This is a genomic window from Nonomuraea sp. ZG12, from assembly GCF_052068115.1.
Lineage (GTDB): Bacteria > Actinomycetota > Actinomycetes > Streptosporangiales > Streptosporangiaceae > Nonomuraea.
The window spans coordinates 197,850-210,358 of sequence record NZ_JBQHCW010000004.1 but is presented as its reverse complement, the minus strand read 5'-3'; the positions used below and the strand labels follow the sequence as shown (position 1 = coordinate 210,358).

Annotated in this window: 22 protein-coding genes; 20 read left to right on the top strand and 2 right to left on the bottom strand. The window is 63.7% G+C overall.

The window, feature by feature from the left end; genetic code table 11:
• Positions 1 to 11: 11 nt before the first annotated feature.
• The 15 genes from ACTMTF_RS15385 (at position 12) to ACTMTF_RS15315 (ending at position 7,264) form a co-directional block, all read left to right on the top strand.
• A complete protein-coding gene (locus ACTMTF_RS15385; RefSeq protein WP_441111234.1) occupies positions 12 to 605 on the top strand; it encodes a hypothetical protein in 594 nt (197 codons plus the stop codon).
• A gap of 92 nt (positions 606 to 697) precedes the next feature.
• The gene (locus ACTMTF_RS15380) at positions 698 to 2,527 is read left to right on the top strand and encodes a DNA polymerase (RefSeq protein ID WP_441111233.1); all 1,830 of its coding nucleotides are present in this window, start codon (positions 698 to 700) and stop codon (positions 2,525 to 2,527) included.
• A gap of 9 nt (positions 2,528 to 2,536) precedes the next feature.
• Positions 2,537 to 3,247 (top strand): FAD-dependent thymidylate synthase, encoded by a 711-nt coding sequence (gene thyX / locus ACTMTF_RS15375; RefSeq protein ID WP_441111232.1) that lies wholly within the window; start codon positions 2,537 to 2,539, stop codon positions 3,245 to 3,247.
• Positions 3,234 to 3,641: a hypothetical protein gene (locus ACTMTF_RS15370; protein WP_441111231.1), complete on the top strand. Its 408-nt coding sequence runs from the start codon at positions 3,234 to 3,236 to the stop codon at positions 3,639 to 3,641. Before thyX ends, ACTMTF_RS15370 begins: the two co-directional genes overlap by 14 nt.
• Positions 3,642 to 3,765: 124 nt before the next feature.
• The gene (locus tag ACTMTF_RS15365; protein ID WP_441111230.1) at positions 3,766 to 3,993 is read left to right on the top strand and encodes a thioredoxin family protein; all 228 of its coding nucleotides are present in this window, start codon (positions 3,766 to 3,768) and stop codon (positions 3,991 to 3,993) included.
• A complete protein-coding gene (locus tag ACTMTF_RS15360) occupies positions 3,990 to 4,250 on the top strand; it encodes a hypothetical protein (protein ID WP_441111229.1) in 261 nt (86 codons plus the stop codon). Before ACTMTF_RS15365 ends, ACTMTF_RS15360 begins: the two co-directional genes overlap by 4 nt.
• Complete coding sequence (locus ACTMTF_RS15355; RefSeq protein ID WP_441111228.1) at positions 4,247 to 4,411, top strand: hypothetical protein; 165 nt, start codon at positions 4,247 to 4,249, stop codon at positions 4,409 to 4,411. The genes ACTMTF_RS15360 and ACTMTF_RS15355 overlap by 4 nt, the downstream gene beginning before the upstream one ends.
• Entirely contained in the window at positions 4,408 to 4,704 is a 297-nt protein-coding gene (locus ACTMTF_RS15350; RefSeq protein WP_441111227.1) for a hypothetical protein, read from the top strand. Before ACTMTF_RS15355 ends, ACTMTF_RS15350 begins: the two co-directional genes overlap by 4 nt.
• Entirely contained in the window at positions 4,704 to 4,925 is a 222-nt protein-coding gene (locus ACTMTF_RS15345; RefSeq protein WP_441111226.1) for a hypothetical protein, read from the top strand. Before ACTMTF_RS15350 ends, ACTMTF_RS15345 begins: the two co-directional genes overlap by 1 nt.
• Positions 4,925 to 5,182 carry a hypothetical protein gene (locus ACTMTF_RS15340; RefSeq protein WP_441111225.1) on the top strand — a complete coding sequence of 86 codons (258 nt, stop codon included), beginning with the start codon at positions 4,925 to 4,927 and terminating at the stop codon, positions 5,180 to 5,182. The genes ACTMTF_RS15345 and ACTMTF_RS15340 overlap by 1 nt, the downstream gene beginning before the upstream one ends.
• Positions 5,183 to 5,664: 482 nt before the next feature.
• Positions 5,665 to 5,832, top strand: coding sequence for a hypothetical protein (locus tag ACTMTF_RS15335; RefSeq protein ID WP_441111224.1), 168 nt, complete (start codon positions 5,665 to 5,667; stop codon positions 5,830 to 5,832).
• A complete protein-coding gene (locus tag ACTMTF_RS15330) occupies positions 5,829 to 6,110 on the top strand; it encodes a hypothetical protein (protein ID WP_441111223.1) in 282 nt (93 codons plus the stop codon). Before ACTMTF_RS15335 ends, ACTMTF_RS15330 begins: the two co-directional genes overlap by 4 nt.
• 229 nt (positions 6,111 to 6,339) lie before the next feature.
• Entirely contained in the window at positions 6,340 to 6,831 is a 492-nt protein-coding gene (locus tag ACTMTF_RS15325) for a deoxycytidylate deaminase (RefSeq protein WP_441111222.1), read from the top strand.
• Positions 6,828 to 7,055 carry a hypothetical protein gene (locus ACTMTF_RS15320; protein WP_441111221.1) on the top strand — a complete coding sequence of 76 codons (228 nt, stop codon included), beginning with the start codon at positions 6,828 to 6,830 and terminating at the stop codon, positions 7,053 to 7,055. The genes ACTMTF_RS15325 and ACTMTF_RS15320 overlap by 4 nt, the downstream gene beginning before the upstream one ends.
• A 2-nt stretch (positions 7,056 to 7,057) precedes the next feature.
• Entirely contained in the window at positions 7,058 to 7,264 is a 207-nt protein-coding gene (locus ACTMTF_RS15315) for a hypothetical protein (protein WP_441111220.1), read from the top strand.
• Between the two features lie 270 nt (positions 7,265 to 7,534).
• Here ACTMTF_RS15315 and ACTMTF_RS15310 read toward each other — a convergent pair whose 3' ends face one another.
• Both ACTMTF_RS15310 and ACTMTF_RS15305 read right to left on the bottom strand, forming a co-directional pair.
• On the bottom strand, positions 7,535 to 7,936 hold the full coding sequence (locus ACTMTF_RS15310) for a hypothetical protein (protein ID WP_441111219.1): 402 nt from the start codon (positions 7,934 to 7,936) through the stop codon (positions 7,535 to 7,537).
• A gap of 65 nt (positions 7,937 to 8,001) precedes the next feature.
• Positions 8,002 to 8,862: a helix-turn-helix domain-containing protein gene (locus ACTMTF_RS15305; RefSeq protein ID WP_441111218.1), complete on the bottom strand. Its 861-nt coding sequence runs from the start codon at positions 8,860 to 8,862 to the stop codon at positions 8,002 to 8,004.
• 141 nt (positions 8,863 to 9,003) lie between these two features.
• Here ACTMTF_RS15305 and ACTMTF_RS15300 point away from each other — a divergent pair, with 141 nt between their 5' ends.
• The 5 genes from ACTMTF_RS15300 (at position 9,004) to ACTMTF_RS15280 (ending at position 12,444) form a co-directional block, all read left to right on the top strand.
• Positions 9,004 to 9,378 carry a hypothetical protein gene (locus ACTMTF_RS15300; RefSeq protein ID WP_441111217.1) on the top strand — a complete coding sequence of 125 codons (375 nt, stop codon included), beginning with the start codon at positions 9,004 to 9,006 and terminating at the stop codon, positions 9,376 to 9,378.
• A gap of 212 nt (positions 9,379 to 9,590) precedes the next feature.
• Positions 9,591 to 10,115, top strand: a complete 525-nt coding sequence (locus ACTMTF_RS15295; protein ID WP_441111216.1) for a hypothetical protein — start codon at positions 9,591 to 9,593, stop codon at positions 10,113 to 10,115.
• A 1,505-nt stretch (positions 10,116 to 11,620) separates the two neighbouring features.
• Positions 11,621 to 11,929, top strand: a complete 309-nt coding sequence (locus ACTMTF_RS15290) for a hypothetical protein (protein WP_441111215.1) — start codon at positions 11,621 to 11,623, stop codon at positions 11,927 to 11,929.
• An 88-nt stretch (positions 11,930 to 12,017) separates the two neighbouring features.
• Complete coding sequence (locus ACTMTF_RS15285) at positions 12,018 to 12,197, top strand: hypothetical protein (protein WP_441111214.1); 180 nt, start codon at positions 12,018 to 12,020, stop codon at positions 12,195 to 12,197.
• 43 nt (positions 12,198 to 12,240) lie between these two features.
• Positions 12,241 to 12,444: a hypothetical protein gene (locus tag ACTMTF_RS15280; protein ID WP_441111213.1), complete on the top strand. Its 204-nt coding sequence runs from the start codon at positions 12,241 to 12,243 to the stop codon at positions 12,442 to 12,444.
• Positions 12,445 to 12,509 lie beyond the last annotated feature (65 nt).

Below are 12,509 nucleotides of genomic sequence, written 5' to 3'. Positions count from 1 at the left end.
TTGGTAGCTGCATGAGCGCCTACGACAACGACCCCTGGGCCACTGACGAGCCCGCCAACGTCCCGGACTACGTCAACCAGCCCCCGGATGACGCGCCGACCGAGGACCCCTGGGCGGCCGAGGCCGTCTACGCCGACCCGCCTCGCGACGAGGCCCAGAACAACATCCCCGCCACCCCCGCGAAGAAGGAGACCTACGTGACCAACGTCAACAACTCTGAGGCCAAGATCACCACCACCATCAAGTACGGCAGTGGCTTCGACGCCCCCTGGACCGTCTTCCACTCCGACTCCGTAGAGGACGCCAAGAGCGTCCTGAACGAAGCGAAGGACCTGATCGAGCTGACCGCCAAGGTCGCCAAGTACGCCAAGACGCTCGACTCGGGCACCGCGCCGGCCGGTCAGCGTGGTGGCGGCAACAGCAGCGGCCAGCAGCGCTCTCAGCAGAACAGCACCCCGCCCGGCGTCGAGACCAAGAACTGCGCCCACGGCGACATGAAGTACATCACCGGCAACGGGGCCAAGGGTCCGTGGGCCGGTCACTTCTGCCCGCTGGAGAAGGGCAACCCGGACCAGTGCAAGCCGGTCTTCGTGAAGATGAAGTGACGTGAGATACCTCCCCTACCGAGTCATCCTCAGGTACTCGGTGGCGATCATCATCCTGGCCATCATCCATGCCCTGATCTAGGAGATTGGTAGTGCGGACCCACGAGATGCGGCTCGCGGGCCGCTCTGTCATCGGCCACGTTGTGGAGACCGAGGACGACCTCCCGGCCTTCGCCGACTGGGCGAAGCAGCACACGGAGCTCGGTTTCGACAATGAGACCACCTCCCTGGACATCTACCAGCCCGGCTTCCGGCTGAGAGCGTCACAGTTCTCAGCCGGGGCCGAGTCCTGGTTCCTCCCAGTGGAGAGGCACCCGCGCTTCGCCTGGTACGTCACGCAGACACTGCGGCACGCCAAGAAGCTCTACATCCATAACGCGCCCTTCGACCTCCAGGTGGCTGACCGCTGCCTGGGGGTTCCCCTCGGGGAGCTCTTCCCCAAGACGACCGACACCGGCATCTTGAGCCGCCTGGTGGACTCCCGCGACCGCAAGGAGGGCGGGACCGGCCACAAGCTCGAAGAGCTCACCGCGGCCTACATCGACAAGGTAGCGGCCGAGCAGATCAAAGGCTCGGTCCGCGAGCAGTGCAAGGCCCTCAAGCTGACGAAGGCCACGTACTTCAAGCAGGTCTCTCTCGACGACGAGTTCTTCCAGATCTACGCGCTCATGGACCCGGTCCTCGCCTGGGTCCTGGCCAAGACCCTCGATCGCAAGATCCCGGCAAGCGCCCGTCGCCTCATCCGCTACGAGCACGAAGTTGCCCGCATCTGCTCGGAGATCAGCAAGAAGGGCTTCCTGCTCGACCGCGAGTACACCACCGAGCTGGCGCACAACCTGCGCCTGGACGGGGAGGAGGCACTACAGATCATCGAGGCCGAGGTCGAGAAACTCGACCTGGACCCCGACGACTTCAACCCCAGCTCCAACGACCAGGTTGCTTCCGTCATCCAGCTCCTGGGCTTCAGCGACTTCAAGAAGACCCCCAAGGGCAAGGACAAGGTCGATGATGCCCTCCTGGAGCAGCTCGCCAGCGAGGGCATGACCTTCGCCAAGGCCATCAAGGACTACAAGAAGGCGATCAAGTGGGCCAGCACCTGGCCCGAAGCCTTCCTGGCCAACGCCGATGAGAACGGCCGGTGCCACGCCAACATCAACACCATGCAGGCCCGCACGGCTCGCATGTCCATCACCGGCATCCCCGCCCAGACCCTGCCCTCCGCCGACTGGATGGTCCGTCGTTGCTTCCTCGCCGACGAGGGCGAGGTCGCGGCCAGCGTGGACTACTCCAACATGGAGCTCCGCGTCATGGGAGCCCTGGCCCCCGATCCGGTCATGATCGCGGCGTTCAAGCGCGGCGACGACCTCCACCTCCTCACGGCAAGAGCCGCCTTCGGGGACCACATCACGAAGGACGACAAGGAGCGGAAGTACGGCAAGGGGGCCAACTTCACCAAGGCGTTCGGTGGGGGAGTGAACGCCATCGTCGCCCAGTACGGACTCCCACTCGCCGCAGCCCAGAAAGTCGATAGGGCATTCGATGACACCTACAAGGGCGTCACGAGCTTCTCGAAGAAGCTCCAGAAGCAGGCCCGCCGTGACGGCTACATCGAGACGGCCACCGGCCGTCGCCTCTACGTAGACAAGGAGCGCCCCTACTCGGCGCTCAACTACTACGTGCAGAGCAGCTCCCGTGACATCACCGGGGCAGCCATGATCCGGCTCGACAAGGCCGGATTCACCCCGATGATGCGCCTTCCCATCCATGACGAAGTCCTCTTCAGCTTCCCCCAGAGGGACGCCCACGAGCTCGCCCACGAGGCGGGCCGGCTCATGACCCAGACGGTCGGCGGCCTGGAAGTACCAACCGACCCCGAAGTGGGGGGTCGCTCATGGGGCTCCCTCTACGGGGCTGACTACTAGGAGACCCCCTTGCAGGTCAATCTGATCGCCTACACCAAGTTCAACAAGGACGCCTTCGAGTACGCCACCGGGTTCCGCTCGGAGGCGTTCTCCGACGCCGACGGCCTGGCCGAGGCCGCAGGCCGGGCCTGCTATCAAGCATGGGAGCGGAAGAACCCTGCGACGGCCGACACGATGGGCTACCTGGCCAACATCATCGACCACCAGCACTTCTCGGTGCTGGAGCACTCCAGCGCCACCTTCTACATCACGGACGTCAGCCGGTCCCTGCTGGCCGAGCTGACCAGGCACAGGCACCTGTCCTTCTCGGTGGAGTCGCAGCGCTACGTCGACCAGGCCGACCGTGAGGCGGTCATCCCGCCCGCCTTGCGCGGGCTCGCGGCCACTAGCCTCCTTGTGTTCGCCCACCAGGAGGCCGTGCACAACTACCGCATGGTCCGGGACAGCCTTGAAGAGTCGGGCGTCCCCCGCAAGCAGGCCCGCGAAGCGGCCAGGGCTTTCCTGCTCAACTCCCAGCCGGTGTCCATGGTCGTCACCGGCAACATGCGGGCCTGGCGCGAGGTCCTGACCAAGCGCTACCACATGGCCGCCGACGCCGAGATCCGCGAGCTGGCCAGGGAGCTGCTCATCTGGCTCAGGGCCACCGCCCCCGGCAGCTTCCAGGACTTCGACCTGGACAACCCCATCGGCAACGAGGAGGTCAGGCGTGCGGCTGCCTGACTCCACCAGGGCCGTGGAGTTCCTCGACTGGATCAGACAACAGAAGGAGGAAGCAGAGATGTACCGACCCATGCTGGAGCCATTGAACGGCTCCGAGATCGCTACCAAGTATGGCTCCGAGGCCGTCACCCACGTCAACCTACTGGTGCAGCAGGTCAGGAACCTGGAGCTGCGTAACGCCGAGCTGATGTCGGAACAGGCCGCGCTGATCTCTCAGCGGGACGCCGGCTGGGCCAAGCAGAAGGCCGTCAACAACGAGCTCAGGGCCAAGACGGTGCGCCACCTGGAGCGCTACCGCAGGAAACTCGCCAAGGCTCAGGCGAAGGGCGATCTCTCCTCTGCCGCAGTTGCCGACCAGCGCGTCAAGGCGCTGGAAGCCCTCCTCGAAGGCTGAAAGGACCATCCATGGAGAAGATCTTCAAGGCCACAGCGCACGTCATCGTCTCGCTGTTCTGTCTCCTCATCGTCGTGTCCCTGCTCGCCGCCATCGCGGGACTGTTCAAGGCGGTGTTCAGTTGATGAAGCTGTACTTCTGGAGCCCGAGCTGTGGACCCTGTAAGGCGATCAGCCCCAAGGTCGACGCCGCCATCGCGGCCGGCGACTTCATCCGGAAGGTGGACGTCTCCACCGAGGAGGGCCTGTTCCTGGCCCGCCTCTTCGGCGTCACCGCGACGCCGGCCTACATCCCCTTCTTCAACGACTACGAGGTCTTCGTAGGCCCCGAGGTGGCGGAGGTGTTCAGGTGACCAAGTACAAGGTGAACATGGCCCGCACTACGTGGCTTACCGCGTACGTCGAGGCCGACGACGAGGAGCAAGCCATCGAGGCAGCTCACGAGGAAGTCCCAGCCCTCACCGCACATGAGGCCGGCTGGGGCTCATTCGGTAAGTGGGCCGCCGACGCTGATGAGTGGCAGCCGGTGGACGAGTTCTACGCGCCCTATGGCGGCTACGACCGCAAGGAGCATGGCCCGGTGGTCGAACTGGACGAGAGGGACAAGTGAAGGGACTCGACGGGAAGCGCTACCTGACTCTCCAGGAGGTCTTCGATGACCTCCTCATGGCCGAGGACATGAAGGACGTCCGGACCATCTACAGGAACGCCTACAGGATGCGGTGGTTCCGCCAGCTCGTGGCGGAAGCGGGAGAGAAGGAGGGCCTGTGAGAGACCCGGAAGCCCGAGGTCCTATCTACCGGGAAGTCACCACCGAGGCGACCTACCACGACTACTACGACGAGGACGTGGTTGTGGTCCGGGCCACCTTCGAGACCTATGGCCTGACCCAGCACCAGCCCATCCCGCTGAGCATCGCCGCGGCGATCAAGCTCTACCAGCAGCTCGGTGAGGTACTCACCTCGGATGTGTTCAGCCAGTACCCCGCCTACATGTGGGAGATGTCCAACGAGGTGGCGAAGACCGCCGAGAAGCTGGCACGGGTGAAGGAGATGTACGGCTGATGGGCGTGCTCAAGGACTTCCAGCAGAACCACCCTGAATACTTCATCGCCCCTGAGGACGTCGATCACATGGACGTCAAACCCGATCCCGTGTCCCAGCACCTGGTGACCCAGCATCTCCACACCCGGATCAATCGCCAGGACACCCGAATCGCCCAGCTCATAGACGACAACATGCGTCTCGAAGCGCGGGTGGCGAAGCTAGAGGAGCTGATCGGCTGATGGCCTACTGGGATCCGAGGGACGACAAGATCAAGGAGCTGGAGGCCGAGGTCACCCAGCTCAAGAAGCGGCTCGATGAGGCTCACACGATGAGCGGCTGGCAAATGAGCCGCATCAGCGAGCTGGAGGATGAGCTGGAGAACCGCCCGGCCCATGATTGCCCGGTACTCAGAAGCGAGCTCGAAGACCGCCTTACCCGCCTGGAGGATCGCTTCGAGTTCGTCCGCAGGGAGAACGGCTTCTGGGACGGTTCATGACCTGGCAGGACTGCATGCCGCCCTGGACGGATCTGGAGACCCTGGACTACCCAGGGTCTCCTTGTCTTCCGGAGGAGCTGAGGCCCTGGGAGAAGCCTCTCTTCGGCTGCCAGATCATGTGCCTCAACTGTGGGGCCCAGGACCGCACCCGCCCTTGGTGGATGGGTCTCGACCGGCCGAAGGCGATCATGCCGAGACATGCCCACAAAGCAGAAAGCCCGCCTAGCCGGGCGGGCTCTCTGTAGCTGCCGTGTGACAGCACGGCAGCCATGTGCTGATGAAATCGAAGGACACAAAGCTAACACAGGGACGGCTCGTGAGCGACACCCTCGAACTGGTAATTGGCCTCGGGGCCTACACCCTCGTCGCCATCTTCATGATCTGGGCGGCCAGTTGGCTGACCTAGACACCCTCAAGTCCCTCCTGGCCCTCATCGCCCTCGTGGCGGTGGGGGCCTTCCTGGCTCTCATGAAAGGAATCGCATGAAGAAAGCCCTCGGGACCTTCCTGGTCTCCCTTCCGGTCATCCTCCTGTTCGGTGTCATGACCCTCGTCGAGGGCCTCCTGGTCACCTTCATCGCCTGTGCCGCCGTGGCGGGGCTGACCCTGCTCGCCATCGTCGGTGTCCTACTCCTGACGGGGGAGCTGTGACCGTCAGCCCTGACTACTGCTGGTCCTGCTACAAGGACGAGCCCTTCCCGACCACTGGCGGGGTCTACATCGTCTGCTTCGAGTGCGGTCACATCTACGTGACCGAACAAGACCTGGTGGACGCCTACAACCTGGAGATCCAGGAGATCAACCGGCAGTCCGCACGGGAGCGTGCGGACGGCTTCGAGCACCTCTACTCCTCCGGCCTGCCTGAGCTCCCGATGAAGACGTCGGGCGACAGCATCCGCTTCTGCCAGCACTGCCTACATGACTTCTAGGAGCTGTTGTGAAGCGATCCGACATCGACGACCAGCACGTGATCGAACTGGCCCAGCGCTACCGGGAAGACCCCAACGAGCATCCGCCTGTGGTGATGGCCCTGGTCGCCGAAGGCGTTCCGGAGAAGCTCGCCCGTAAGAAGGTCGAGCACATGGCAGATCGGGGCCTGCTCCATTGGGGCGTCTCGCCGTACTACGCCTGGCCCACTGACTACCCGAAGGAGACCTCATGTTCCGTGAATCCGGAGATTCCGTCGGCGGCGGAACAGGGGGATTTCTGGAGCGACCTGGCTGGGACGACTACTTTCTCGGAATCGCTCAAGCCGTATCACGACGCGGTGATTGCAGCCGTCGCCGAGTTGGCGCGGTTGTCGTCCGTGCCGATCGACGTATTGCCTCAACCGGGTACAACGGGGTGCCCCCCAACGAGCCGGGATGCCTTCAGCGCCCATGCGAGCGGGTGGGCAAAAGCCTTCGAGCGGAACGCGGCGAGGATGAGGCCGGCGTTAGAGGAGATAGCCCGTGCCCTGGTTACAGCGACTGCCGGAGTATCCACGCTGAATCAAACGCACTTCTCTACGCCAGCCGAGATGACTGCGTCGGAGGAACCCTCTACTGCACCGACGCCCCCTGCCACGGCTGCCTGAAGCTGATCAAGGGGGCGGGCATCGCCCGTCTCGTCACCCCGACCGCTGAACTTGACCTCCTGGAGGAATCATGAGCATCACTATCTCCCGGCTCCCCGAGGAGCCGGCCATCTACAGCATCGTCCTGGACGAGATGGGCGACGCCTGGCAGCGAGGTCAGAACGGCCTCTGGGGCTGTGCCATGGGCGGGGCACACTACGAGGATTGGACCTGGGGCTCCGTCCAGGAGGAGTTTGGCCCCACCACCTTCATCCACAACGGCCTGGTGGCCGACGACGCAGACGCCATGGAGGTCTGAGCATGGAACTCTGCCCCACCTGCCACCAGGAGACCCTGCCGGCTGAGCCCCCGGATGGCTCGGTCCTCCTGGACAGAGACGGTGATGCCTGGCAGCGGCGCGATGGCTCCTGGGACTGCGCCGATCACGGATTCAGTGGCTACACCTGGTCCGAGCTGCTCGGCGTAACCAACAACAATTACACCGTCATCCACACCCCTGACGATTAACAAAAGAGATGCCCCCAGTCTTCGGACTGGGGGCCTTTTTTTCGTTCCTTCTTTCTTTCTACATGTGGGAACCCCCCGTCCGCGCGACAGGGGGTTCCACAGCTCTCGGCTACTAGATGACCATGCCGAGAGATCTAAGGGGGCCCTGGCCGGTATGGGGTGGTGTGAGCCAGCGGCCAGGACCCCAACCCCAGTAGGAAGGAACTGGGGGACTGCACCCCGGAGGAGGGAGAACCAGCGGGCACCTCAACCGGGGCTGTCTGTGATGCCTCAGACGACCCCGTCCAGTTCTCTAGACTCGGCGGTCTCCACCGTTCCGCCGGCCCACACCCATGGGCCATGCGCCATACCGAGGGGTGCCGGTTTCAGGCCGTCGAAGCGCCCACCTGCTGCGGCACGCTGGAACTCCACGTACGCCTGTGCGGAGACGATGAGGCTCTGGAGCCGCTTGGAGAGGGCATCGTCCTCGACCTCCAGGATGACGTAGTCGCCGTTCCGTTTGGGCTTGAGGTGATCGACGCGGACCTTGGTCAGGAAGTCCACCCAGAACCGAGCGCTCATCATCACCAGCTCGACGGAGTCCGCCAGGTCACACATCTGAACCAGAGTGGACCTGCCGACCCGGCGAACCGCCAGGCGGGATTCGAGAGTGGCTTGTGCGAGTTCGGTCATGGCTTCTCCGTAAAGCGGCTATCCGGGTGACTCATTCGACCGTAGAAGCCTCCTGCTCAGGATCGCTAGGAAATTGCGCGAGATTGCGCGCTGTGCTTCTGGAGTGCCAACTTGATGAGATCCCGAGCGTCCTGGCCAAAAGCGGCCGAGCTCTTCAGGCGCTCAAATACGTCCGCATATACGGCGATTTCCCGGAGCTGGTTGATCGTCAACACAGCCGAACGAGTCTCGACCATCACCGTGGACTCGTCGTAGATCCAGAACCCCTCAGATGGCCAGGCATGCCGCGGCCTCATCATCGGGATGATGCCGAGGCTGAACCGCGGGGACTCCATGATGGCCAGGAGACGGTCTAGTTGCCCCAGCATCACATCAGGATCCCCGACGTACATCAGGAGAGCCTGCTCCTCTATGAGTGCGACGAACCGCTTCGTCCGCTCATACAACACCGACTGACGCTGCGCCCGAGCTGCCACAGCCTCGTCTATGTCATTGACACCGCCCAGGCGATCAGCAGTCAATGTGAGCACTGCTCGCGAGTATTCCTCGGTCTGAATGAGACCGGGCACAATGGCCGGCTCGTAGATACGGAACCGCAAGGTGTTCTGCCATAGAGGGGTGAACGATTCCTGGAAGTGCTTGAGCCCCGTCTTGGTCTTGCGCCTTAACTCGACGTACATGGCCTCGATGGTGCGTACGAGAGTCACTAGGTCGTCCTGTTGTGAGACGGCCCCGCAGTGCCGGCACCAGGAGACGATGTCCTCCTCGCTCGGCCGCTGCTTCGCGAGCTCAATACGCGACACCTTGGACGGGTGCCACCCGGCCAGGGATGCCAGCTCGCGTCCCTGGAGTCCAGCATCCTGGCGGATGTCGCGCAATCGCGCACTCAACGCTTCCAGCTTCCTATCAGGCTTGCTACTGTCCATGATCTTGGGGGCCCCGATCTCTGATAAGACATTGCATGCAATTGCGATCGTCGAGCACCAAATTGCTCGACGTCAAGAGGGCTGAGTCAAGTGGCCCCGTTAGAATCAGTTGCTACAAGCAACGGACGAGAGCGGAGGGTCATGGCTACCAAAGTCATCCAGGTCTGTGATTGGCACGACGACGAGGACGTTGAGGCCCCCTACCACAACGAGTGGACCAACCCCAAGGGCGAGCACCGGCAGAACGATCTGTGTCAGACGCACCAGATGGACTGGACGGAGGCATGGGAGGTTATCGACAGAAGCTCCACTGAGGTACCAGCGAGCGCCGCGGCCTCCAGGCCGGCCCGCAGGAAGTCCGGCAGCTCCAGGACCACCGGCCCGAGTCAGCAGGCCATTATCAAGGCGTGGGCACGTAGCGTGGGCCACGAGGTGAAGGGCTCCAGGGTGCCCTTCAACATCGAGATGGAGTGGAAAGAGGCTGGGAGCCCCAACCTCTTGGAAGGTCAGTCGTAGCGAGTGCCGCTGTCAATCGGCCTTCCGCTGGCCGGAATCGCCCATCTTGGGGGTAAGGGTTAGCTAACCTCTCAATTCCGTAAAACCGCTCATATATATCGGTAGCATGCGTAATAATCGTGTAAATTTTGACCATGAGTAGCGCACAATCCGAACAGCCCCCCTCGTCCCAGGGGCCCCGGAACCCACTCGGCCCCGTTGGGGAGCTGGAAGTGCTGACGCCCCATGCCTCCGAGATGCATATCAGTCGTCAGCAGTACACTGACGGTTACATTTACGAGTACCAGATGCCGAGAGGGATGCTCCTTAACCCCCGCAACGCCTACTACGCCATTCCGTTCTTCAGCGCAAGGGTCCTTCGGACCTATGAGGAGGGGAATTTTGCCTACGTCAGCGTCTGGGTGTCCGACGAGGAGTCACTGGTCTACGACAGGGCGTATAGAGAGGCCGCGGATCTACCCGATACCGCGTATGACGCTGGCCCACTTGGTGAGCCAGAGGAGCTCCACGTCGGAGATCATGTCCGAGTAGCTCGGGAACGTTACAAAACCGGCTGGGTCTACCTTGTGGAGGTGCCGCTCGGCCTCCCCTGGCCGAGCTCCCATGCCGTTCCCTGCCTCACTCCTACCAGGATCGCTCCTGTCATCGCGATTGAGCCGGCCGGGTCGTCATTCGTGGCCAAGTTCTGGGTCGCGGACGGTCCGAACGTTCCCAGGGCTGTCGTAAGCAAGAACTGAGATCCGATATGCCCCCGAATCAGACCCAGCCAGAATCCGGAGGGGCCCGATACGGGGCCCCCGTCGCACGGATTTCAGAGGCAGTTTCCGGGTCGGCGACATGACCCACCTACCTCAGGACAACTAACCCCGCTCCGGGGCCCAGAAGGGCCCTACGAGCGGGGTTTTTGGTGTTCCGGGGAATAACTACCAACCTGGTCTCCAAAGGCCGGCTACGGCCATTTCAGCGCGTTCCCAGACTTGTACTTGATCGTAAGAGGCAGACCCTCCGGGCTCGCGCGCGGGCGTATGTATGCACCCCCCCACCCCCCGCTGACCTGCGCGGACGCCCCCGGATGGGTCGCCCACGGTGCCGGGCAGAAAGAAACAAGAAAGCCCAGGTCAGAGACTTCTTTCTTCTCACTGCGCAGCGTGGCCCAAGTGCCGAGCTTCCAAGATCTTTTAACTTTCTGTTTGCCCAGCTCAACGCACCTAAGCGCCCCTCTATCAGGCTGGTAGCTCGCTGCCCTGGCTTGCGCTACCAGGCCACTACTGCCAAGCTGTTGCCACACCGCAAGACGCACCGCCCAGCACCACCGGGCAGCGCACCTAGCGGGGGAGTTGCGGCACCTACCAGCCTCCTGTAGGGTGGTGGCACACCGCAGCACCGGAGCAAGGCCCTTGACGACCCGGCCAGAGTGCAGGCGAGGGGGCCAACAGCACCGGAGCAGCGGAGTTGCCAGCGCAGCAAGAGGCTGGTAGCGTAGCTCTCAGCACCACCGCACCACCGCACGACCCGCCCAGCACGACGGGGCGGGGGGAGAGTTGCCAGCCCGAACATGAGGCTGGTAGCCTGGCTCCCAGCAAGACCGCAAGACCGCACCACCGCGACACCAAGTCCGCTCCCCTGTGAACACACGGGCGGCGCGGCGGGCCGACAGCCCGCCGGTGACCCTCACTGCCCAGCGCGCCGAATGCGACGGCGACGGGGCGACGGAAGCTCGCACCACAGCGAGTGCCCGCTAGCGCCACTTGAGAACTGAAGAGCCCGGATCACCGGGCGGGGAACTGCGCCTAAGGCGTGCGTTCCGAGCACCCACCGTGCTAGCTGGCTCGACCAGTCGGGAAGTGGGTGTGAGGTTCGTGCCACCTGGGAGGCGGTGAGCCGCACGGGGTTTGGGTTGGAGATTGAGCCTGACTCGACGGTTCGGAAACCGAGAGAGGCCAAGCCCGGCAACAGGCCGGTGCGAGCGCGATGTAGGTCCGGGGTACTTGCTACCTGCCCGGCGCGCGGACACCTTGGGCCGGGTGCGGCTGCACTGAGAGAGCGATGCCTCAGGTCCGAGCAAGAGGGGAAGCAGGTCCCGCGAGGGGTCTGCGGTAACGGCAAGAGATCTCGCCGTCGCCTACGGCGACGGATACGAAAAACGCGGTGCGGGAGTGGTTTCCCGCACCCCACCGCCGCCAGGCGGTGGTCACGGGATCGCACGCCTCGTGCGGTCCTCTGGCCACAACTGGAGGTACACATGCTCCGCAAGCTGCTCATCGCCACCGGGCTGGCCCTGGTGGTCGTCGCCGGTTCGGCGGGTACGGCCGAGGCCAAGCCCACCAAGCCTGCCAAGCCCACCGTGGCGTATGCGGCCCACGGCAAGGTCGCCCAGCAAGCGTACTGGGCACTCAGCTACAACCACCCCGGCGTGATCCTCTGCGTCACCAAGGGGGACAAGGCCGAGGCGGTCTACAAGGTCCAGAAGTACGCCAAGTCGCACCGCAAGCTCGGGTACTACTGGGGCGGCCGGGCCGCCGCCAAGTACGACCGGCTGTGCAAGCGCTAGGGGGTACGCGGTACCCCACCACCGCCGCCAGGCGGTGGCTCTGGGATCACGAACTCGCGTGGTCCCTGGGTCACAACTGGAGGTCCAGATGTTCGACGTCCTGACGCTCACCGAGCAGCGAGAGTTCCGCGCCACCCTCCACGACGCCCTGTCACGGGCGTCTGAGGTGGCCGTAGAGATGCACCTGGAGACTGGCGGCCCCGAGGGGGCCATGCCCTGGGTAGAGACCTGGGGTGAGCTGGCCGATCTGTACTGGGATGTGGCCTAGCCCTATGCCCACATGCATGAGGTTGGTAGTTCGGGAGGTTGGTATGCAGCACAACACGGCGCTCTCACTGAGGTGCGGGTGCAGGGTCCTGGTCGCGGACCAGGGGAAGGTCTTCGGCGGGTTCATCCGCAAGTGCGACCAGGCTTCGCAGTACCTGGCCTGGGCCACCGAGGCGGAGACCTTGGTTGAGGCACGGCACTACGAGCGGGAAGCGCTGCGGCACGCACTGTCCCACGTCGCGGTCTAAGTACGGGAAACCGCTTCGGCGGTGGCCTCGGGGTTCGCACCTTGCGAGCTCTCAGGTCACAACTG